The sequence below is a fragment of the Streptomyces sp. NPDC059828 genome (genome assembly GCF_042731955.1).
Taxonomy (GTDB): Bacteria; Actinomycetota; Actinomycetes; order Streptomycetales; family Streptomycetaceae; genus Streptomyces.
This window is the reverse complement of sequence record NZ_JBHWIW010000063.1, coordinates 1-21,840: the sequence shown is the minus strand read 5'-3', so window position 1 is coordinate 21,840 and position 21,840 is coordinate 1. Positions and strand designations below refer to the sequence as shown.

Annotated in this window: 11 protein-coding genes; 2 read left to right on the top strand and 9 right to left on the bottom strand. The window is 68.7% G+C overall.

Features of this window, described 5'->3' with window-relative positions; genetic code table 11:
- Positions 1-319: 319 nt before the first annotated feature.
- Together ACFV6V_RS28365 and ACFV6V_RS28360 are read right to left on the bottom strand one after the other, a co-directional pair.
- Positions 320-841 carry a GtrA family protein gene (locus ACFV6V_RS28365; RefSeq protein WP_385570493.1) on the bottom strand — a complete coding sequence of 174 codons (522 nt, stop codon included), beginning with the start codon at positions 839-841 and terminating at the stop codon, positions 320-322.
- Positions 838-1,815, bottom strand: coding sequence for a glycosyltransferase family 2 protein (locus ACFV6V_RS28360; protein WP_385570490.1), 978 nt, complete (start codon positions 1,813-1,815; stop codon positions 838-840). The genes ACFV6V_RS28365 and ACFV6V_RS28360 overlap by 4 nt, the downstream gene beginning before the upstream one ends.
- Positions 1,816-2,024: 209 nt before the next feature.
- On the opposite strand from ACFV6V_RS28360, the gene ACFV6V_RS28355 reads away from it, so the two are divergent.
- A complete protein-coding gene (locus ACFV6V_RS28355) occupies positions 2,025-2,906 on the top strand; it encodes a class I SAM-dependent methyltransferase (protein ID WP_385570488.1) in 882 nt (293 codons plus the stop codon).
- A 135-nt stretch (positions 2,907-3,041) separates the two neighbouring features.
- On the opposite strand, the gene ACFV6V_RS28350 is transcribed toward ACFV6V_RS28355, so the two are convergent.
- The 6 genes from ACFV6V_RS28350 to ACFV6V_RS28325 all read right to left on the bottom strand — a co-directional run bounded on the left by ACFV6V_RS28350 (position 3,042) and on the right by ACFV6V_RS28325 (position 17,528).
- Entirely contained in the window at positions 3,042-3,938 is an 897-nt protein-coding gene (locus tag ACFV6V_RS28350; protein ID WP_385570486.1) for a hypothetical protein, read from the bottom strand.
- Positions 3,928-14,583, bottom strand: a complete 10,656-nt coding sequence (locus ACFV6V_RS28345; protein WP_385570484.1) for a LamG-like jellyroll fold domain-containing protein — start codon at positions 14,581-14,583, stop codon at positions 3,928-3,930. The genes ACFV6V_RS28350 and ACFV6V_RS28345 overlap by 11 nt, the downstream gene beginning before the upstream one ends.
- A gap of 238 nt (positions 14,584-14,821) precedes the next feature.
- On the bottom strand, positions 14,822-15,451 hold the full coding sequence (locus ACFV6V_RS28340) for a BMP family ABC transporter substrate-binding protein (protein WP_385570481.1): 630 nt from the start codon (positions 15,449-15,451) through the stop codon (positions 14,822-14,824).
- Positions 15,448-15,792, bottom strand: a complete 345-nt coding sequence (locus ACFV6V_RS28335) for a hypothetical protein (protein WP_385570478.1) — start codon at positions 15,790-15,792, stop codon at positions 15,448-15,450. Before ACFV6V_RS28335 ends, ACFV6V_RS28340 begins: the two co-directional genes overlap by 4 nt.
- A 159-nt stretch (positions 15,793-15,951) precedes the next feature.
- Positions 15,952-16,716 (bottom strand): N-acetyltransferase, encoded by a 765-nt coding sequence (locus ACFV6V_RS28330; protein WP_385570476.1) that lies wholly within the window; start codon positions 16,714-16,716, stop codon positions 15,952-15,954.
- Between the two features lie 47 nt (positions 16,717-16,763).
- Complete coding sequence (locus ACFV6V_RS28325) at positions 16,764-17,528, bottom strand: HNH endonuclease family protein (protein WP_385570473.1); 765 nt, start codon at positions 17,526-17,528, stop codon at positions 16,764-16,766.
- Here ACFV6V_RS28325 and ACFV6V_RS28320 point away from each other — a divergent pair.
- A complete protein-coding gene (locus tag ACFV6V_RS28320; protein WP_385570470.1) occupies positions 17,527-18,015 on the top strand; it encodes a TetR-like C-terminal domain-containing protein in 489 nt (162 codons plus the stop codon). The two genes, ACFV6V_RS28325 and ACFV6V_RS28320, sit on opposite strands and share 2 nt — an antisense overlap.
- A gap of 12 nt (positions 18,016-18,027) precedes the next feature.
- Here ACFV6V_RS28320 and mfd read toward each other — a convergent pair whose 3' ends face one another.
- Positions 18,028-21,573, bottom strand: a complete 3,546-nt coding sequence (mfd, locus tag ACFV6V_RS28315; protein ID WP_385570468.1) for a transcription-repair coupling factor — start codon at positions 21,571-21,573, stop codon at positions 18,028-18,030.
- Positions 21,574-21,840: the final 267 nt, after the last annotated feature.

The window sequence follows — 21,840 nt, the reverse complement described above, 5'->3', positions numbered from 1 at the left end:
GCGTGCGGTGGTGATTGTGACGCGGTGCACAAAGACCTTGCGGTGATCGATGGTAGGCAGTCGGCGTGGCTGGGGCCACCACTTCGGCGCTGCCCGTTCGGTTCAATCGGTCAACGATTCGGGAGCACACCAGGGTGCGTCGCGCCGGCAGAACGCCCACAGCGCGAACACTCCGACGCCCGCAGACGCCACGAGTGGTCGTGGTGCACTCCGGCGCGCTCGTGACGCTGCCGGTCGGTGCTCCCCAGGGGGCCGGACTCGTGGACGGCGATGTATCCGGCGGACACCGCGCCGCCCGTGCGCTACAGCCGGCGGGCGTTCACCGGCGGCCGCCCGACGATCCGCCCGACGGGGGGCTCGGACGCGGGCCGGCGGGTGCCGGCTCCGGCACCGGCCCGGGGCGGGGATTCGGCTGCGATCGGGAGTCCGGCGCCGATCGGGGGTCCGGCTCCGGCTTCCGATCGGGGCGGAGCATGATCGCGCGGGACAGGGCGAACGTGATCGGGATGGCCGCGGCGGCCGCCGCCAGCGGCGACCAGCGGTCGCTGTAGCCGCCGATGCCGACCAGCAGATAGACCCCGGCCGTCGTGATCACGAAGTTCGCCGCGTTGGTGAGCGGGAAGAGCAGGAACTTCCGCCAGGTCGGCCGGGTCCGGTAGGTGAAGTACGCGTTCAGGAAGAACGAGCCGGTCATGCTGAGCGCAAAGGCGACGGCATGCGCGGCGATATAGGGCAGCCAGGTCAGCAGGAGCAGGTAGCAGCCGTAGTACGTACCCGTATTGACGGCCCCGACCAGGGCGAAGCGCACCATCTGCCACTGCCACTGCCGCTGGACCGTCATCGGCGTACGAGCTCTCCCTGCTCCGGCTGCTGCTCCCGCCGGCGCCGCGCGGGCGGACCGGCGTTGGTCGCCGCCACCAGATAGTGGGGGCGGCGCTTCACCTCGTAGTAGATGCGGCCGACGTACTCGCCGACGACGCCGAGCATCACCATCTGTACACCGGCGAGGGCGACCACCGTCACCAGCAGCGTGACATAACCGGGCGTGTCCACCCCATTGACCAGTGCCGCCCCCACGATCCAGGCCGCGTAGGCCATCGCGACCGAGAGCAGCAGCAGACCGAGATAGACGGCGGCGCGCAGTGGCTTGTTGTTGAAGGAGAGCAGCCCGTCGAGTCCGTAATTGAGCAGCTTTCCGAAGCTCCATTTGGAGCGTCCCTGCTCGCGCACCGCGTTCTCGTACTCGAAGGTCGTGGTGCGGAATCCCACCCAGGCGAAGAGACCTTTGGAGAATCGGTTGTACTCGCTCAGTCCGAGGATCGCGTCCACCGTGCGGCGGGACAGCAGCCGGAAGTCGCCGACGCCGTCGATCAGTTCCACGTCCACCAGACGGTTGATCAGCCAGTAGTAGCCGCGGGCCGTGACCGTGCGGGTGACACGGTCACCCTTCCGGGTGCGGCGCGCGACGACCTGGTCGAACCCCTCCTCGTGCAGGCGCAGCATGCGGCGCACCAGCTCGGGCGGGTGCTGGAGATCGGCGTCCATGATGACCACCGCGTCGCCGCCGGAATGCTGGAGTCCGGCCAGCATCGCCGCCTCCTTGCCGAAGTTCCGGCTGAAGGAGACGTAGCGCGTCCGGGAGTCGGACGCGGCGATCTCCTCGAGGAGAGGGAGTGTGCGGTCCTGACTCCCGTCGTCCACGTAGACCAGTTCGCATTCCTGGTCGAGCAGCGCGAGTTCCTTGGTCACATGCTCATGGAAGCGGTTGATGATCTCCTCTTCGTTGAAGCACGGGACAACAATCGAGATCAGCACACGAGAACAACAGCCGACGCGTGTGTCCGGCTCGAATTCGGTACGTGGCCCGCAGACGACCATCGGATGAACCACCCATTCGGCAGGAGCGGGCCCTGTGGCGGCCTATACACGAACACCTGCACTTCCGCGCCAGGACACCAAGACTTCACCCGTACAGCACCCGTCGGTAGTCCCTTGAACACGCAGCGAAGCGTACGCTCCCGCCCATGCCCTCCCTCCTGAGCAACCGGCTGGCCAAGCGGGTGCTGCGCCCGGCGTTCACGCTGGTCGAGCAGCGCCTGGAGCGCGCCACGAACGCCCTCCAGGCCGACCTCGACGCCCTGCACCACGAGGTGGCCGATCTGCGGCGGCAGAGCTACGGACTCGGGCTGCTGCTCGACCACGCGGGACGCGACGCCCACCGGATGCCCACCGCGACGCAGTTGGACACGCTCGTACGCGAGGTCGTCACCGTGACCGGCGCGTCCGCCGAGCACGCGCGCCGCGATCTGACGGTGGCCTACCGGACGGTGGTCGCCCTGGAGGCGCTCGGTGTCGGGCGCATGCCAGGATCGGCCTCCGATGTGTGCGGCAAGCTGGCGGCCGTACCGCTGCTCACCCCGCCGAACGGCGAGGTGCTGGAGATCGGCACCGGGCACGGCCTGCTCGCCGCGGCACTGCTGCGGATGCTGCACCGCGCGGGCATCGAGCCGCGGCTGACCATCGTCGACCCGCTGGCCGGCAGCGAACCCCTGGTCCGCGAGGACGTCGTCCGCGCCAACCTCGTCCTGTGCGGCAGCCGTCCGGGCACGGAGGCCCGCATCCTGCGCGGCACCTCCGCCGACGCCGAGGTGCGCGGCGCCGTCTCCGAGCGGAGCCACGGCGTGGTCGTCATCGCCGGTGCCCCCTCCGTGCAGGCCGTCCTCGCGGACCTGGAGTGGGCCGAGGAGTCCGCGGCCGAGGGCGCGGTCATCGTCCTCGGCGGCCACGGCGACACCACCCGCCCGGGCGTGAGCGAGGCCCTGGCCAAGCGCCTCGCGAACGGCTCCCGGCTGCGGCTCATGGGACAGATCGGCGAGACGGCCTTCCTGCGGGCGTCGGCGGCCTGACACGGGGTCACGCGCGACCAGCAGCACCCAGCCCCTCCCGCGGCGCCTCCACGATTGACCTGACGAACAGGAGAAACCCCCGCCGCGTGGCGGGGGTTTCTCCTGCGTTCCGACGAACGACGACCGTTCAGAGCCTTACCAGGACGTCACCGATTTCACGGGATCGGCGATGAAGGCAGGCCCTTCAATAATCGAGCCGTCCTGACTGCGGACGTCGACGAGCACACGGTCGACGCCCGCGCTTCTCAGGAGATCCGCGACCTCGACCTCATCGCCACCCCAGATATACAGGAAGGCGGGGTGGTCGAAGTACGTCCGGTTCGCATCGTCCATGCGCCCCGGATAGATGGACCTGTCGAATCCTGCCTTTCGGCCAGCCGCCTCCCACTGCTCGATGAGCTGCTCAAAACCGCCTTTGGACCCTTCATCAAGGATCAGAACAAAGTCAGCCGTTGCCGCCTCCGACAGAGCACAGGACAATGCGTCGATGTACTCAGAGGCAACTTGGTGGGAGAAAGCGGCCAGTTCCTCGTACGCAGCGTCCTCAGTTCCCGACAGCCGAGTATGCCGCCGCCATAGATCCTTCTCACGTTCCACGAACCAACCGTCCGTCCAGGTGGGAATCCGGCTCTTCCTGAGCTGGCGGTCCACATGGTCGGCGTACCGATGCGCGTCCTCGCACAGACGGCTGATGAAGCGCTCGTGTCCGCGCCCCTCACCGAGCCCCCAACAGGCGTGACTCAACAGTGAGGCAGCCTGGTACGGGTAGTACAACTCGCCTGTGGGCTCCTCGTCGAGGAGATCAAGGGCCTCCTCGACGAGGCTGTCCAGCCGGACGAGATCTCTGGGGCTTGGAGGGGTCGCATCCCATCCGAGGCCAGCCGATACAGCGTCGCGGAACCCCTGCGGCAACGCGGCAGTCCACCAGTCGGGGCCAGGAAGGAGCACAAGCCTGGCGTATCGGGAGACCGCGAGTCGCGCCGTGAGATCGGATTCCGCTTCGCTCAGCGAAGCAAGGGCGTCAGTTATCACAGCCGCAGCCACCTTTCCTGAACGTGAACAAGCGATGACCGAACGGATATCGCTGACGTATGGCGCCCTCCAGCAGGAACACAACCCTCTGCCGATGGGTGGTCGGGCCTGTGAGTCTACCGCCTTCGCTTCGAATGGCGTTCTCACAGAACGGGCAAACGTTCCTGCTCACACCACCATCGACCTTGGTCCAGCCGTTGCTCTTGATGTGTGCCATCGCGGTCACCTCGGCATGGGCGTCGATGTTGTCGGCGGCTATCTCTGGAATATCCCCGTCTTTTCGAAGCACCGCCTGCTGGGCCGGCGTCAGGCCATCTCCCTGAGCGGCCACGACATCAACGTAGTCCGGGTTCTCTGCTGTTCCCCGGTTGGCCCGGACGACCGCCACGGTGCCGTTCTTCACCGCGCGCTTACCCGCCCGGGTTCCGTCGTCGAGCGCCTTGTTGATCTCGATCGACCGGTCGCGGAGCTGAGGGTTGCAATTGTGCACCAGCATCGCCGCGTCACCGGCCGACACGAAGTAGGTGTGAAGGCCGTCGACCGTCAGGTCGTACGTGATCGCGTCGTCCGCAAATGCACGCGTCCCGACAACCTCGGCAGAGCTTCCGTCTGCGGTCTGCAGACGGTCACCCGTCTCGAGGTCCATCGCTCGCGTCCACGACTGCGTCGTGGAGTTGTAGATCTGGTGCAATGCGGTGGTTTCGATCTTCTTGGGACCGTCCTTCGTGGCGACGGTAACGGTCACGTAGTCACGGTCATGGGTGGTGACGTGAACCTTCGTGACCTTGTGCGCCTCCTTCTCCTTCTTGCCGGGTTCGGCCGTGAGGACGTAGTCGCCCGGCTTCACCTGACTGATCGCCTTGGTGGCGCCGCTCGCCATGACCACGGAAGTCACTCCTGTGAAGCTGTGGCAGCTCTTGCTCAACTTGCCTGCCGCAGCACCGAACACACCGCCGGTAGCAGCACCGACAGCGCTGGCCTTGGCCGCACCACTGACGCTGCAGCCCTCCTCGCTGTTGGCACAGGTCACGCCATAGCCCACCGCGCCTTCAGCGGCTCCGCCGACCGCGCCTTGGATGCCGCCCCGCAGGGCGTTGCTCGCGATGCCGTTGAGCAGGCGTCCCGCTGCACCGGCAGCAAGGCCGCCAGCGGCTCCGCCGAGAACACCGGTCACGGCGCCGATGGCGACCGAGCCGAGGAAGCCGCCGACCGACTTGGGGCCGTCGCTCATCAGGTAGCCGACGCCGTTGGCCGCCGCGCCCGCGAGGGCCGCGCAGCCGATGGCGCCCGCACCCGCTGTGGCTGCGGTGCATCCGGCGAAGACCGCGACACCTACCGCCACCGAGACGATGGTCGAGGCGTGCTGCTTCACGAAGTTGGCTGTGGCCTTGGCCGCCTTCTTGACGGCTCTGCCGACCTTCTTGGCTGCCTTGACCACCTTCTTGGCCACGTGTTTGACGGCCTTGGCGACCTTCCGCACGGTCTTCTTGACGTGCTTGACGACCTTGTGGACGTAGCGCTTGACCCGCTTGTAGGTGCGTTTGACGTATCTCTTGACCTTGCGGACGCTGTCCCGCACGTATCGCACGGTCTTACGGACCGCCCGGTGGACCTTCCGGGCCACCTTCTTGACCACGCGCTTGACGTGCCGGGCGGCCTTGCGGACGACCTTCGCCGCACGCTTGACCGCGGTCTTGGTCTTCTTCCAGGCCGACTTGGCGACCGACTTGACCTTCTTGGTGACCTTCTTGACGGCCTTCTTGATGAAGTCGAACCAGTGACCGGTCGGGTCCACACCCGTCATCGGGTTCTGGTTGGCGTACGCGTACTGGTTCGCGTTCACCGACTCCGGCAGCGGGCTGTTGCTCACCGTGTCACGGCTGTTGAACTGGCCGGTCTGCGGTGAATACCAACGCGCGGCCATGTTCACCTTGGCCGTCTCCGGGTCGGTCCAGCCGGACTGGTAGCCCAGCTGGCCGATCATCCCCTGCGACGCGGTGACCTTGCCGAACGGCGAGTAGGTGGTCGAGCCGGTCAGCGCCTCATCGGAGGCGGTGAACTGCCCGATCACGTCCATGTGCAGGTCCGTCAGGGCCAGCACCGCCGAGCTCGCGGTCTTCACGCCCAGTAGCGAACCGTCCGCGTCACGGCTGTAGGTCGAGACACCGTCCGACGCCACGTCGTTCCCGGCACCGCTGTACTTGAAGGCGTACAGCTCCGAGCCGGTGTCGTCCTTGGCGTTCAGCACGCGGTCCAGACCGTCGTACGTGTACGTACGGTCGCCCTCGTTGATCACACGGTTGAAGGCGTCGGCCTTCACCGCGGTGGAAGCCCCACCCTCGTCCGTGGACTGGCTCATCGTGCCGCGCGCCGTGTACAGGTACGTGCTGTGCCCGTCCGACGTGAGCCGGTTGCGGGCGTCGTACGTGTAGGTGTCGCCGCCGACGCGGGTCCGGTTGCCGGATGCGTCGTAGCCGTAGACCTCCGTCGTGGTGCCGTTGTTCCAGGACGTCAGACGGTTCGCCCAGTCGTACGCGTACGTGTTCGTGGACGCGCCCGCGACACCGGTCGTGGTCTTCGACGTCTCGTTGCCGTTGGCGTCCCAGGCGTAGTTGACCTTGGCGAGCACCGCGCCGGACGGCGAGGTGAGCTTGTCCTCGGTCAGCTGCTCCATGGCGTCGTACTGGAACGCCCGCTTGGACTTGCCGGCGCCGTAGTCGATCGACGTGACCTTGCTGCTGACGTCGTAGCCGTAGGTCAGCGAGGACCCGGTGGCTCCGTCGGCGACCGTCTTCAGCCGGCCGGCGGTGTCGTACCCGTAGGTCGACGTGCCGGACGCGTCCGTCCTCGAGGTGATCGCGCCGTCGCCGTTCCAGGCGAAGGACGAGGAGCCCGAGGGGCCGGACGTGGACAGCAGCTGGCCGCGGTCGTCGTAGGTGAAGGTGTTCTTGTCCTCACCCGCACCGGCCACGGCCGTGACCCGGTCGTCGGAGTCGTAGTCGTAGGTGTGGTCGGTCGTGGCGACCTCGGCACCCGTGCCCGACTGACGGGTCAGACGGCCCTTGACGTCGTACTCGTTGGTGATGACCACGCCGCCCGGGGAGCGCTGCTCCTTCACCTGGCCATTGGCGTCGTACACCGTGGTGAAGGTGCGGTCCGCCGGGTTGGGATGGGCCGGGGTGGACGGTTCGATCAGCGATTCCGGCAGACCCCAGCTGTTGTAGGTCGTCAGGAACGCGTTGCCGCGGCCGTCGGTGAAGCGCGTCCGGTTGCCCGCCGCGTCGTAGCCGAAGGTCGTGGTGATCGACTCGGTGGCCGAGACCGGCTGCACCGCCTTGGTGACCACACCCGTCGCGTCCGTCTCGAACGTGCTGGTGTGGCCGCGGTAGTCGGTCACCGACACCGGGTTGCCCGCACGGTCGTACGTGGAGCTCATGGTGCGCAGCGTCGCGCCACTCGCGTCCAGGTCGCTGGTGGAGACCAGCTGGCCGAAGCCGTCGTACGTGTTCTTGGTCTTGGTGCCGTCCGGGTCCGTCGAGGTGAGGACCTGGCCGTCCATGTCGTAGGTGAACGTGGACTTCTGACCGGCGCTGTCGGTGACCTCGGTGGTCTCGCCGATCGCGTTGTACTTGTACGACTCCGAGACACCCGTCGGGCTCACGGTCCGGGACAGCTCGCCGCCCGGAGCGCCGTACTCGTTGATCGCCGTGTACGCCCGCTGCGTCGGCTGACGCACGATGTCCGTGCTGGTGAGCTGGTTGCCCAGGTAGTCCCAGGTGCTCTCCTGACGGGCACCGTTCGGCCGGGTGGCCGAGAGCTGGTCGCCGTTGGTGTCGTACGTGTACGTCGTCTGACCGCCGCCCGGCTCCGTGACCGAGGCCAGATCGCCGAGCTGCGTGTACGTGTAGGCGGTGCGGTTGCCCAGCGGGTCGATCTCCGCCGTGACCTGGCCGAGCCTGTTGTACTCGTTCCAGGCCCTGGCCGTGATCGGCGTCGAGGACCCCGCCGGGGTGTAGTTCGGCAACGTCGTCGAGGACTCCTGGCCCTCTGCGTCGTATGCCGTGACCGTGACGTTGCCGAGCGGGTCGGAGACCTCCGTCGTCTCACCGAAGGTGTTGTAGCCGGTCATCGAGACGGGGCGGACGGAGACCGGGGTCCCGCCGTTCTGCTCCGCGTTCACGGCCGGTTCGGTGACGGTCGTCTGCTGGGCGGCCTCGTCGTAGCCGTAGTCGGTCGTATTGCCGTTCGTGTCCGTCATGGACAGCGGCAGACCCCGCTGGTCCAGCTTCCACGAGGCGCCGCGGACCGAGCTGCCCGCCGCCGGGAGCGTGCCGCCGTACACGGCGGACGCCTGGGACCCGGACAGTGCCTCCCCGTAGACCTGGACATCGGCGATCGAGCCGTTCGTGTTCTCGGCGTAGACGCCGTTGGCGAGCCTGCGGCCGATCTGGAGCGGCCCGGTGGCCGCCCACGGCGTGGTGAACGCGGCCGGGGTGCCGGACGCGGCGCCGTTGACATACAGCCTGACCTGTCCGGCGTCCTTGTCGTACACACCCATGAGGTGCGTCCAGGTACCGGTGCTCACCGCGGCGGTGCCCGAACTCGCCCGGGTGATCACCGGGTTCATGGTGTCCGTGGCGTGCCGGTTGAAGGTCCAGCCGTACGCCGTGGAGTAGTAGAGCTGGAAGCCGCTCCCGATCTCGCCGTCCTGGGCGACGAAGGTGCTGTTGGCAGCCGTCGAGCCGAGCTTGACCCACGCGGAGACGGTGAAGCTGCCCGCGGTGTTGACCACGGAGCTGTCCGTCGCGCCGTAGGCGTTCGCCGTCCCGTTGAAGACCGCCGAACCGCCCTTCTCGGTGGAGCGGGTGACCGCGCTGCCGAGCGTGGCCTTGCGGGCGCCGCCGGAGGAGTCGGCGGCCGTGAGGCCACTGGTCTCCGAGAGCTTCCAGCGGCCCACCGGAGCGGTGGTGCCGTCGTGGAGGGTGTTGCCCGTGACGTTGCCGAGGTTGTCGTACGTCGTGTCCGTCGTGCTGACGTCACCGGTCGCCGGGTCGCTCTCCGTCTCCGACACCACGTTGTCGTCCGGGTCGTACGAGACCTTCGTGGCGCGGTTGGCACCGGTCGGGTCGAGCACGGACGACGTCACACGGTCGGCCGCGTCCACCGAGAAGGTGGTCGTGGTCTGGCCGTCGTTGGTCACCTGACTGATCAGGTTTCCGGCCATGTCGTACGTGTTCGCCTGCTCGGTGAACTGCTTGCCGTTCGCCGGGTCCCTGCGCACGACCGAGGCGGACAGGCCGTCGTCGGTGTACGTGTACTCGGTCACCCAGCCCATCGCGTCGGTGATCGACGCGAGCCGGCCGGCCGGGTCGTAGGCCCGGGACTCCTGGACCAGCGTGGTCGGTGCCGACGGGTTGTTCGGGTCGCCGGTGTAGTTCAGCAGGTTGGTGGTGAGCGGACGGCCCTCGGCGTCGAAGGTGTAGGTGTTGACGTTCCCCGCGGGGTCGGTCTCCTTGACCTTGTTTCCGTAGGCGTCGTACTCGAACGACGTGGTGTCGCCGCCCGGGTCCTTCCTGGTGGCCATGCGGTTGTACGCGTCGTACGTCAGCGACGTGACACGTGAGGTGTCACCGCCGCTGAGGTCGGCGACGGTCTGCGACGTGACGTTTCCGTCCGGGTCGAAGACGGTGGTCGTTTTGCCCTGGTGCACCGCCCCGGTCACGCGGTTGGTGACCGCCGGGCCGGTCTCGGTGGCCACCTGGTCGTTCTTGTCGTAGGTGAAGCTGGTGGCCAGACCTCCGGGCTGGGAGTCCGACACCTCGGTCTCGGTGAGCTTCCGGCCGAGGTTGTCGTACGTGTACTTCACCTTGGCACCGTTGGCGTCGATGACCTCGGCGAGGTCACCGTTGGCGAAGTAGACGTTCCGGGTGGTCTTGCCGCCCGGCGTGGTGACCGTGTCCACCAGACCGGCCGGCGTCTTGGCCGTGCCGCCCTCCGCCGCCGCGGTGGCGGTGGTGGTGTAGGTGGTGGAGGCGGTCCGGCCGCCGGGGTGACCGGCCACCGGCGGGGTGGTCACGGACAGCAGGTTGCCGCCCGTGTCATAGCTGTAGCTGCTCAGGTACGTGTTGTCCGTCGGGCCCGTGGAACGGGCGTCCCGCTCGGTCAGGAGCAGGTCGTTCCTGGGGTCCATGGCCGGGAAGGCCGTGGTGGCGTCCGGGTAGTACGTGTAGTACTCGGTGGCGCACTTGTTGGCTGCCGTGTCCTGGCAGTCGGTCTGGGAGACCGTGTTGCCGCGGATGTCGTGACCGGTGACGCTGCGGTTGCCGTTGGCATCGGTCACGGTGTGCAGGAAGCCCGCCGTGTCGTAACCGTAGGTCGTCCGCTTGCCGTTGGTGTCGTACGCGGCCAGCAGGCGGTTGCCCATCTCCGCGTCATACACGTACTTCAGCGTCTTGTCGGTCGGGTCGGTGAGCGTGACCGTGCGCACCGGGGCAACGCCGGAGGACGCCTTGTACGCCGACCAGTGGGCCTCGATCTCGTCCTCGGTCAGCGGGTCCGAGTAGACCGCCACTTCGGCGATGGAACCCTTGAAGAAGCTGGTCTCGGCGGCCGGGGCGCTGACCCAGTTCTTGACGTAGCCGGCACCGATGAAGGTGCGGTCGGTGGTTGCGGCAGGCGGCGCGCCGGTGCAGGTGCCCTGCTTCACACCGTCCAGGTACATGGTCTGCGCCGAACCGGAGGCGGACATGACCGCGTGGTGCCAGACGTTGTCGTTGACCGTCTTGGTGGAGGCCACGTTCGTCTGACTGCTGCAGCCGACGGCCCAGAAATGGCCGCGCAGCTTGCCGTCCGAGCCCACGTACAGGACGGGGTTCCAGTTGGCCGGCACTTCGTTGACGCCTGCCGTCTGGTTGGCGATCAGGGCACCGGGCGTACTCGTCTTGAACCACAGCTCGACCGCGCGGTCGCCGCTGGGGCGCCAGGTGCCGGAAGGCACCTCGGCGTACGAGGTGGTCCCGTCGAACTGCGTGGCGGTCACATCGCCCGCACCGAACGGACCGGCGACACCCTGCGTGACGGAGTTGTAGGTGCCGAAGCCGGTGTGCAGCTCGTTGGCGGCCTGCGGCGCGCCCTGAGTGTCGTCCAGGCGCCAGTAGCCGCGCGGGGTGGAGCCCATCACCGCGGACCGGTACACCTGCGAGGAACCGGTCACGGTGGCCGGGTTGAGCTTCCAGGTACCGCCGTCGGCGTCCGTGGCCTGCTCGACCAGGTCGTCGGTGGTGCCGTAGACGACCGACGCCTGGGTCTTCCCGTTGGGCGTGGTGATCTTGCTGAGCAGACCCGCGGACCGCTTGGCGGCCTGGTACTGCGCGGTGATCACCGAGGAGTCGAGGGGCTCCGAGTAGAGGGAGACCTCGGCCATCTGGCCGGCGAAGTGGCCCAGCTGGTCGGTGGCGGACATGAAGGGCCAGCCACGGTTGTTCACACCCGCGCCGAGCGCGATGTAGGGGGTGTCCCAGTCCATGATCTGGCCGGCCTTGCTGCCCTGCGAGACACCGTCCAGGTAGAGGGTCTGGGTGTCGCCCGCGCCCGTGAGCACGGCCTGGTGCCAGGCGCCGTCGGTGACCGTCGCCGCGGAGGTGATGACCGTGCCGCAGGCGCCGGTGGCGAGGCAGCCGTGCAGCTTGCCGTCGGTGCCGACGTAGATCGCGGGGGTGTTCTTCGTCGTGTTGGCGACCGGGTTGGAGTCGCTCAGCGGCTTGTCCCCGTAGTAGAAGAGCACACCGCCGGCCGTGGTGGTCTTGAACCACAGCGAGATCGACGTGTACGAGGGCGTGGCGCCGGGGGAGCTCGGCATCTCGACGTAGGAGGTGGTGCCGTTGAAGGTCACCGTCTTCTGCGTGGAGCCCGCGAGGACGGACGAGCTGCCCAGGGTCACATTGCGGTACGTGCCGTTGTACGCGCCCTGGTTGCCGTCGACCGTGTCCTTGGCGACGGTGCCGGACGTCTCGCCGAGCCGCCAGTAGGCGAACGGGTCGGCGTCCAGGACCGTGGTGCGGTAGTGGTTGCCGGTGGCGTAGGTGTACGTCGTGCACTTCGTCGGGTCGGCGGGCAGGCAGACCGAGGTGAGCTGGTCGGCCGCGTAGCCGTACTGCCAGGTCTGGACCGTGCTGGAGTCACCCGTCGTGGCCGCGTCGGTGGCCACCGTGGCGACGTGCCAGGCGGACGCTCCGGACGGCTGCGACCAGGTGAAGGCCAGAGAGCGCTTGGACGTGTCGTTGGTGATCTTCGTCAGGCGCTTGTTCGTGTCGTACGCGAAGGTCTCGGTGCGGCCGGCGAAGTCCTTGATGGCCGATATCGCGTAGGTGCCGGTCTTCGCGGTGGCCTGCTTGAACGCGTACTCGGTGTAGTCCTTGTCGGTCAGCGTGTAGCCACCGGTGACGGTCTGGAGCCGGGCGTAGCGGCCGAGCGGCGGCTGGAACGTTCCGTTGCTGTTGCGGCCGAACGCGACCTGCTCGCCTCCCGGGTAGGTGATCACCACACTGGAGACCGTGCCCGCGCTGTCCTTGACCTCGGCGGCCTTCATGTCGACGGCGGTCGACCAGCCGGCTCCGAAGGCACTGTCGATACGGGGGTCGAGGCTGTTGTACGAGCGGTCGATCTCCAGGGAGGGTCCGACCACCTCGACGTCCGCGTCGGTGTCCTCGGTCGTGTAGTTGCCGTCGCTGGGGTCGAACTCATGGCCGTCGGTGTTCATGGCCAGACCCGAGGTGACCGGCGGCTGCGGCACGACGGTGGAGAAGCGGCTGGAGTACGTCACTTCCTCGTAGCCGTCGCTGACGCCCACGTACCAGAGGTAGTTCTTGCTCCAGGTCAGCTTGCCCGACGGCACCTTCCAGGCACCCGACGAGATGGCGCCGGACGTGGCCACCGGAGTGGTGCTCCCGGTGTCGGCGTCATAGACCTCGAATGTGTAGGTGAGCGCGGACTGCGGCCACTTGTCCGCGTCGCTCGCGTAGACGAGCAGCTCCGGCTGGAGGGTGTTGGCCTGGTGGTTCTCCGGCGGGTACTGGGCGTTGACCTGCGGCTTGGTGTTGGCCGCGTAGGTCAGCTCCAGCGCGGGCCGCCAGGCGGCGGTGGCCGAGTTGTCCGAGTGGAACTTCTTCCAGTGCAGCGCGTCACTGGTCGGCGCGGCGATCGCGAGGCCGTAGTTGGCGCCGCCGGTCGCGACCTGCGTGAACCAGCTGGTGCTCAGGGTCACCGGCATCTTCACGCCGACGTCGGTACCGCCGTCGGAATTGGAGCACGAGGCACCGGGCGCGGGGGTGGCGGTTCCGATCGCGGCTCCGTAGGACGGACCGGGGTAGCTGGTCACGGCGGACGGGGTCCAGGACTGGGTCACCGGATACACCGAGAACGACTGCGCGGCACAGGTGGAGGACCACAGGGCGTAGACGTTCAGGGTCGCCGCGGAGACCTTCTTCCCGGCGAGCGTGGTGCCCAGCGAGGAGAACTGGAGGAAGGTGTTCGCCTTGTTGGTGCCCGAGTCGTACGACCCGATCTTCGTCATCGACTCGCTGGAGTGATCACCGGAGATCGTGTTCTGCGTGTACGTCGAGTTGCTGGCGGTGACGGTCGTCGGGTCGACGGTGACGGGGTAGACCCGCTCCGGGTCGTCCAGCCACTCCCGGTCCGCGGTCATCTTCAGCGCGGGCTCGTCGTCCACCGTGGTCAGCTCGTAGGTGACCGCCTGGGAACGGGTGGGGTCGGCGGAGCGCCGGTCGATCTTGGAGTCCTCCATGAAGGCATGGGGGATGGTGGCGGTCACCTTGCCGTCGGTGTCGGTGAACTCGACGTCGCCGTCCTCCGCGATCCGCGGGGTCAGGCCCTTGAGGTCCAGCGGGAAGACCCAGGAGTTGGCCGCGTCCTTCGAGTGAAGGACGAGGTTCTCCTTGAAGCCGTCGGCGAGCGGGACGAGCTGCACATCGGTGTCCGGCAGGACCCCGGCGTAGATGAGCGCGCCGTTCGCGTCCTTGGACGCCGCGACCTTGCGCGCACCCTGCAGCCCGTACGCCAGACTGCGGTCGCCCCCGAAGTCGACCGAGGCCAGCTGCTGGTCTGCCGCGTGCGGCGCGAAGTCGACGCCGAGCTTGTTGGACTTCTCCTCGAAGCGGCCGTCCTCCTCCTTGACCAGCGCCGGGTCGATCGGCTTCCAGGTGCCGTCGTCGCCCTTGAAGTTGGCGGGGCCGGAGAAGTGCCGGATCGTGGTGGAGCCGTCCGCGTTGACGTAGTAGTCCGAGGTGGCCGTGGACTTCTTGGCGTCACGCTTGCTGGTGCGAACGTCGAAGCTCTTCGCTGTGCCGCGGGCCTTGCCGGTCGTGGCCGCCGCGGTGGAGTCCTCGGGCCGGTCGTAGGCGTCGAGCTCACCCTTGCCCTTGCCGGGCTTGCGGCCGACGCCGCCGTCGGCGCTGGTGTCCTCGGTGGAGGCGCTGTGGCTCTTGCCCCGCGCGGTGCCGCCGTCCTGGCCGGGTGTGTCCAGCGGAGACTTGTTGGCCCACTCCCACAGGCCGGAGAGAGACAGCTCCGGCATGCTCAGCGGAGGCAGCGTGGCACCACTGGCCACCGCGGTTTCCGTCGTGAGCATGAGGGAGAACGAAACAAGGACAGACAGAGCAGTAGCCCTCGCCCTGCGCCTGCCGGTGCGACCCGGCGGGAACAAGCGAGGGCTACGGACCCAGCGAACGCGCATGGGCGAGCCTTTACTTACACGAAGCCTACAGAAGCTTCGCAAGATTGCCCGATACCCGCACGCCAGCTCCACGCGGGGGCGGTCAAGTTATGCGATTTTTATCGTTCGGCGGGAACTATTTGCCGCCCGATCGTCATGAACCGGACGCCTCAACAGCCCCTCTGATCACATCGGCCACCGAATCCATGAGCCCTTCCCCGGACTTGGCGACCGTGAGATTTCCTTCCTCACCGCCATCAACTCCGCTATCCGCCGAAGTGCCGTCAATGACGACGAAACGGACCTTGGGGTACTGCTTGGCACCCGCCTCGGCGACCTGGACCTGAGGCGCCCCCACGGCCAGGACGACATCGCACTGCCGCTGCATCAGACCGTTGAAGAACGGCCGAGCGTTCTCCACCGACTGCGCCCCCATGACCGGCACGTAGTTCACCCGGGCCCGGGTCTCCAGGGACGCCTTCTGCATCCCCTCCCAGACCGGTGCGGCCGGGGTGCCGGCCGCGACGCCCTTCTCCCCCGTCAGCAGACAGGCGTCGACATCCTTGTACTGCCGTGCTCGCGCGTCGGGCGGCCCCGACTGCCCACCGGGGACGAACAGCCACACCGCCAGCAGCCCGAGCACGATGACGGCGGCGCTGCCCACCACCCAGCCCCGTCGGCCGCGCAGCGAACCCGCCCCGAGAGCCAGCCAGTGCCCGATGCGAGCCTTTGAGCCGGAATCGACGGAATTCGACGCATTCCGCCAGTGACGTCGGATCCTCACCGGGACTCACCGGCCTGTGGTCTGGCGAACAGGCAGTGGAGCGAGGCGCCGAAAGACGCGACTCCCAGCAGCACCAGGTCCAGGGCGAACTGCCCGCCGTGCGTCTCCACCGGAGTGAGCGCGGCCTGGAACACCCAGCCGACCGTCGCGGCCGTGAACACGATCGCAGCCACCCAGTCGGCGCGCGTGCCTCGGCGCGAGGCGATGACGTACGAGGGAATCGCACCCAGCATCCCGAGGCTCAGCACCGGCACCGCCGCCAGCAGGACCCGGGGCAACAGGCCGGGCACCTCACCTTTCATCGGCTGGGCCGCAGGCACGGCGGAGGCTTCGGGGTTCACGTTCGGCTACCTCTCGGGGGACCCGGTGTCCGTCCGGATACGGACACGCTTGTACGACTTTAGGGACGCCGCCGTACGGTACATGCCGATCCGGACCCCGTCAGCCCCGTGCGCCACACCCCGGGCGCCGACCCATGATCCGCGGTGGGCCGGCAGTGATCAGAGCCGGTGCCGCACCCACACATTCGGCTCGACGTAGACGGCATGCCCGTGCTCGGGCGAGCAGCGCACGGGCACCAGCCCGCCCGGCACCAGCACCGGCCCGTCCGTGTCGAACGGCAGACCGGTCCACGTGCGCCACTGCTCCAGCGAGCCCGAAACCGTCATCGAGGCCGGGGCGACCGCATGGATGGCTCCGCCCGCGCGGGCATGGACACGCAGCCAGGGGTCGCACGGCAGCCCGTCGTGCTCCCGGGTCCGGAAGGCGTACTCGGACATCGGCACCTCCGGCTCAAGGTGCTTGGCATTCGGCCGCACCGGCGCGACCAGCTCCCGGAACCCGCGGGCACGTGCGTTGTCCCGCAGCGCGGCGACCATCCGCCCGGATATCCCGCGGCCCAGCATCCCGGTGGTCACGGTGATCTCGATCGCGCTCACCGTGTCCGGCTTCCGCCCGTGGCGGAGATCGGAGAACGCCCACAGCAGCACCTGGTCCCAGCCGGTCCCCGGCAACTCCCGCCGCCCGTCCATGTCCAGGACGAACGGCACACTGAAGCCCCGTGCCACGACGGACCCTTCGGCGTCGGTCGCGACCACCACGTATTCGGGCAGCTCGGCGATGATCCGGCCCATGTAGGCCCATCCCACGGGATCGTGCAGGATGAACTGAGGCCAGTCCTCGGCCATCTGCCACATGGGGTCTCGGAGTTCGGGCCGCTCGGCGAGCGTGGTGATGGCCAGTTCGGGATCATGCGGCGTGTTCATGCCGGGAGGCTAACCGCGAGGAGACGGTTGGCCCATCGATTTTCACGTCAGCCGCCGCACTGGCGCAGCATCGCGGCCTTGTCCGGCACGGTCACCGGGAGGGCGTACTTGGTGGCGACCTGCGCGAAGCGGACCGCGTAGGCGCACCGGATCCGCTTGTCCGGGGGAAGCCAGGAAGCGGGGCCGGAATCGCCCTTCGCCGAGTTGGCCCGGCCCTCGACCGGGATCAGGTTCAGCACGTCGTTGGCGAACTGCTCGCGCCTGCTGTCCGGCCAGCGGGACGAGCCCATCTGCCAGGAGTACGACAGCGGCACCACGTGGTCTATCTGGACCTCGGAGGCCTTTTGTTTGCGCCACTCGATGGTCTTGCCGGTATAGGGGTCGTGCAGGGTCATGGAGACGACCACGCAGTCGGAGCCGGTGCGGAACCGCAGTTCCCGGCCGTCGCGGCGGATCAGATCGTTTCTGGTGTCGCAGCCGTTCCGGGCCAGCGGCACACCGTCGGCCGTGTCCATCCAGGCGTAGCCGAACTCGTCGCGGTCGTAACCGGTCCTGGGGCCGCGGCCCTTGGTGGTCAGTTCGTCGATGAGCCGCCGGGCCGTGGCCAGTTGCCCGGGCCCGGTCACGACGGCGAGGCCCGGTTCGGTGCCGTCGGGGTTCGCCAGGGGGCTCACCGCGCGCCCGTCTGATGTGTCCGGTGCCGCACCTGCCTCCGGGCCGCCCTGTTCCAGGGCGTCGCAGCCCGAGACGTACGGGATCACGGCGGCCAGCAGGAGCGCCAGGGCCGGGCCGGCGACGCGTGATCTGTTCATGTCGACGAAGCATAGGGCCGGCCGGCCGGACCTGCCCCGCGGCTCAGACCTTGCCGACGCCGAGCGTGGTCTCGCGGGGCAGCAGGCCCGATCCCAGCACGCCCAGCAAGGCTACGAACTCCTGGCCGCACGGTTCGCCGAGGCCACGGACCTACAGGACCTCGGTGTGCGGTACGTGCGCTTCGCCACCGGTCACCCGGCGCACTTCCAGGTGATGTTCCGCCCCGAGCTGCTGCGTACGGACGCGCCGGAACTCCGCGCGGCCCGCCGGCGCACCCGGACGCAGCTCCGCGAGGCGGTCGGGGCCCTCGGAGGCGACGAGGAGGCATCAGGCGCCGGGGTCATGGCTGCCTGGGCCGTCGCCCACGGCTTCGCCTCGCTGCTGCTCACCCACAACCTGGACGAAACCCTGGCCGGCCGGGACCCGGAAGCGGTCTTCCGGTCCCTGGCCCAGGTCATGTTCCAGCGGAGCGGCCCCGGCGCCTGAGCCCGTCCGGGCTCAGGACCCCAGGATCGTCGTCAGGAACTCACCCGTCCACGCCAGCAGTTCCCGGCCCACCACCGGCTTCCCGCCGATCTTGCCCGTCGTCGGGCGCGGCACCAGCACCTGCTGGACGGCCGGCTTGATGACCGTACGCGGATACAGCCGCTTCAGCCGCAGCTCCTGCGACTCGCGCAACTCCACCGGTGCGAAGCGGATGTTGGACCCCTGGAGCACGATCTCGCCCACCCCGCAGGCCCGTGCCAGCATCCGCAGCCCCGCGACCAGCAGCAGGTTCTCCACCGGTTCCGGCAGCTTGCCGTAGCGGTCGGTGAGCTCCTCACGTACCGCCTTGATGTCGTCCTCGGAGTTGGCGGAGGCGATCGCCCGGTACGCCTGGAGGCGCAGCCGCTCACCCGGCGCGTAGTCGTGCGGGACGTGTGCGTCCACCGGCAGCTCGATCTTGACCTCGAGAGGAGGCTCCTCCTCGATCCCGCCGCTCTCCAGCGACTTGCGGTAGTCGGCGACCGCCTCGCCCACCATCCGCACATACAGGTCGAAGCCGACCCCCGCGATATGGCCGGACTGCTCGCCGCCGAGCAGATTGCCCGCGCCGCGAATCTCCAGGTCCTTCATCGCCACGTACATGCCCGCGCCCATCTCGGTGTGCTGGGCGATGGTCGCGAGCCGCTCGTGCGCGGTCTCGGTGAGCGGCTTCTCCGGCGGGTAGAGGAAGTACGCGTAACCACGCTCACGGCCACGGCCCACCCGGCCGCGCAGCTGGTGAAGCTGAGAGAGCCCGAAGTTGTCGCCGCGCTCCACGATCAGCGTGTTGGCGTTGGAGATGTCGATACCAGACTCGACGATCGTCGTCGACACCAGGACGTCGTACTTCTTCTCCCAGAAGTCGACGACGACCTGCTCCAGGGTGCCCTCGCTCATCTGCCCGTGCGCGGTGGCGATCCGCGCCTCCGGCACGATGTCGCGCAGCCTCGCCGCTGCCCGGTCGATCGACTCGACCCTGTTGTGGATGTAGAAGACCTGTCCCTCACGCAGCAGTTCACGACGGATCGCCGCGCCGATCTGCTTCTCCTCGTAAGGGCCGACGAAGGTCAGCACCGGGTGCCGCTCCTCCGGCGGGGTGGTGATCGTCGACATCTCACGGATGCCGGTGACCGCCATCTCCAGGGTCCGCGGGATCGGCGTCGCCGACATCGTCAGTACATCGACGTTGGCGCGCAGCTTCTTCAACTGCTCTTTGTGCTCGACACCGAAACGCTGCTCCTCGTCCACGATGACGAGGCCCAGGTCCTTGAACTTGGTCTCGGACGAGAACAGCCGGTGGGTACCGATGACGATGTCGACCGCGCCGTCCTTCAACCCCTCCAGGGTCGCCTTCGCCTCCCCGTCCGACTGGAAGCGGGACAACGCCCGTGTGACCACCGGGAACTGCGAGTACCGCTCGCTGAACGTGCCGAAGTGCTGCTGCACCAGCAGGGTCGTCGGGACGAGCACGGCGACCTGCTTGCCGTCCTGGACCGCCTTGAAGGCCGCCCGCACAGCGATCTCGGTCTTCCCGTAACCGACGTCGCCGCAGATCAGACGGTCCATGGGGACCGACTTCTCCATGTCCTCCTTCACCTCGGCGATGGTGGACAGCTGGTCGGGCGTCTCCGTGTACGGGAAGGCGTCCTCCAGCTCGCGCTGCCACGGCGTGTCAGGGCCGAAGGTGTGCCCCGGTGCGGCCATCCGGGCGCTGTAGAGCTTGATGAGGTCGGCGGCGATCTCCTTGACCGCCTTCTTGGCGCGCGCCTTGGTCTTGGTCCAGTCGGCGCCACCGAGCCGGTGCAGCGTCGGCGCCTCACCACCCACGTACTTGGTGACCTGCTCCAGCTGGTCGGTCGGGATGTAGAGGCGGTCGCCGGGCTGGCCGCGCTTCGCGGGGGCGTACTCGACCAGCAGATACTCGCGGGTCGCGCCCTGGACGGTGCGCTGCACCATCTCCAGGTAGCGGCCCACGCCGTGCTGCTCGTGCACGATGTAGTCGCCCACTTCGAGGGTGAGCGGGTCGACCTGCTTGCGGCGGCGGGTCGGCATCCTGGCGCCGTCCTTGCCGGCGGCCTTCTGGCCGGACAGGTCGGTCTCCGTCAGCACGGCCAGCTTGAGGCCGGGATCGATGAAGCCGTAGTCGATCGATCCACAGGCCACGTGGACGACCGAGGGGGAGATCTCCTTCAGGTCCGTGTCGAGCCGGGCCGCGATCCCCTCTCCGCCGAGCACCTCGACGGTGCGGCTCGCCGGGCCGTGCGCCTCCGTGACGAACACGGTGCGCCAGCCGTCCGCGAGCCAGCCCTTGGTGTCGGCGAGGGCGCGTGCGGTGTCACCCCGGTACGTCTCGGGCGCGTGCATCCCCAGCTTCACCGTGTCGGCGCTGTCGTCGAGATCCAGCTCCTCGTCGGCGGCGAACGGCGACACCGACCACCACATCATCCCCAGCTCACGCGCCCGGTCCCGGACGTCAGCGATGCCCCACAGGGAGGCCGCGCCGACATCGATCGGGGCCTCGCCGCCGCCCGCCGTCGCCGCCCAGGACGCCTGGAGGAACTCCTGCGAGGTCGCCACCAGGTCCGCCGCCCGCGTACGGACCCGCTCCGGGTCGCACACCACGGCCATCGCGCCCGCCGGAAGCACGTCGAGCAGCAGCTCCATGTCGTCCACCAGGGCCGGGGCCAGCGACTCCATGCCCTCGACCGCGATGCCCTCGGCGATCTTGCCGAGCAGTTCGCCGAGCTCCGGGTGGGCCTCGGCGAGCGCGGCGGCCCGCTCCCGTACCGCGTCCGTCAGCAGCAGCTCACGGCACGGCGGCGCCCACAGGCCGTGCTCGGCGACCTCCAGGGAGCGCTGGTCGGCCACCTTGAAGTAGCGGATCTCCTCGACGTCGTCGCCCCAGAACTCGATCCGCAGCGGGTGTTCCTCGGTGGGCGGGAACACGTCGAGGATGCCCCCGCGCACCGCGAACTCACCGCGCTTCTCGACCAGCTCCACCCGGGAGTACGCGGCGGCGGCGAGCCCTTCCACGATCCCGTTCAGATCGGCGGTCTGCCCGGACCGCAGCGCCACCGGCTCCAGCTCCCCGAGCCCCTTGACCTGCGGCTGGAGCACGGACCGCACAGGTGCGACGACCACGCTCACCGGACCGGCGGCCGGGTCGTCCGGCGAGGGGTGGGCGAGGCGGCGCAGCACCGCGAGGCGCCGTCCGACCGTGTCGGAGCGGGGCGAGAGCCGCTCGTGCGGCAGGGTCTCCCAGGACGGGTATTCGGCCACGGTGTCCGGGTCGAGCAGCGTGCGCAGCGCCGCGGCCAGGTCCTCGGCCTCCCGGCCGGTCGCCGTCACCGCCAGCACCGGCCGCCCCGCCTCCCGGGCCAGTGCGGCCACCGCGAAGGGCCGCACGGCCGCGGGGCCGACCAGGTCGACGTGGCGACGGTGACCGTCCGTGGCGGCCTTCACCGCTTCGGCGAGCGCCGGGTCACGTACCACGGCGTCGAGCAGACCGTGCAAGCTCATGAAGGGGGTTCCGTCCGGGATCCGACAACACGAATGACCCGACGCTCTGAAGTCCCCCCTGTCGTGGACGGCCGTCCCGGGGTCCGGGACAGCGGTCCCGGACAAGGGGAGTGCCGGGGATCTCCAGGGTAAACCGCCGGGATTTCCGGTGCGCGGGAAAACCGGGTGCGCGCCCCCGCGGGAGACGTGGCAGGACGGGGGACGGAGCGGGGACGCCGCGGCGGGATCCCGGCACGGCCCCGGCCCGGTGAGCGCGCCGTGCGACGC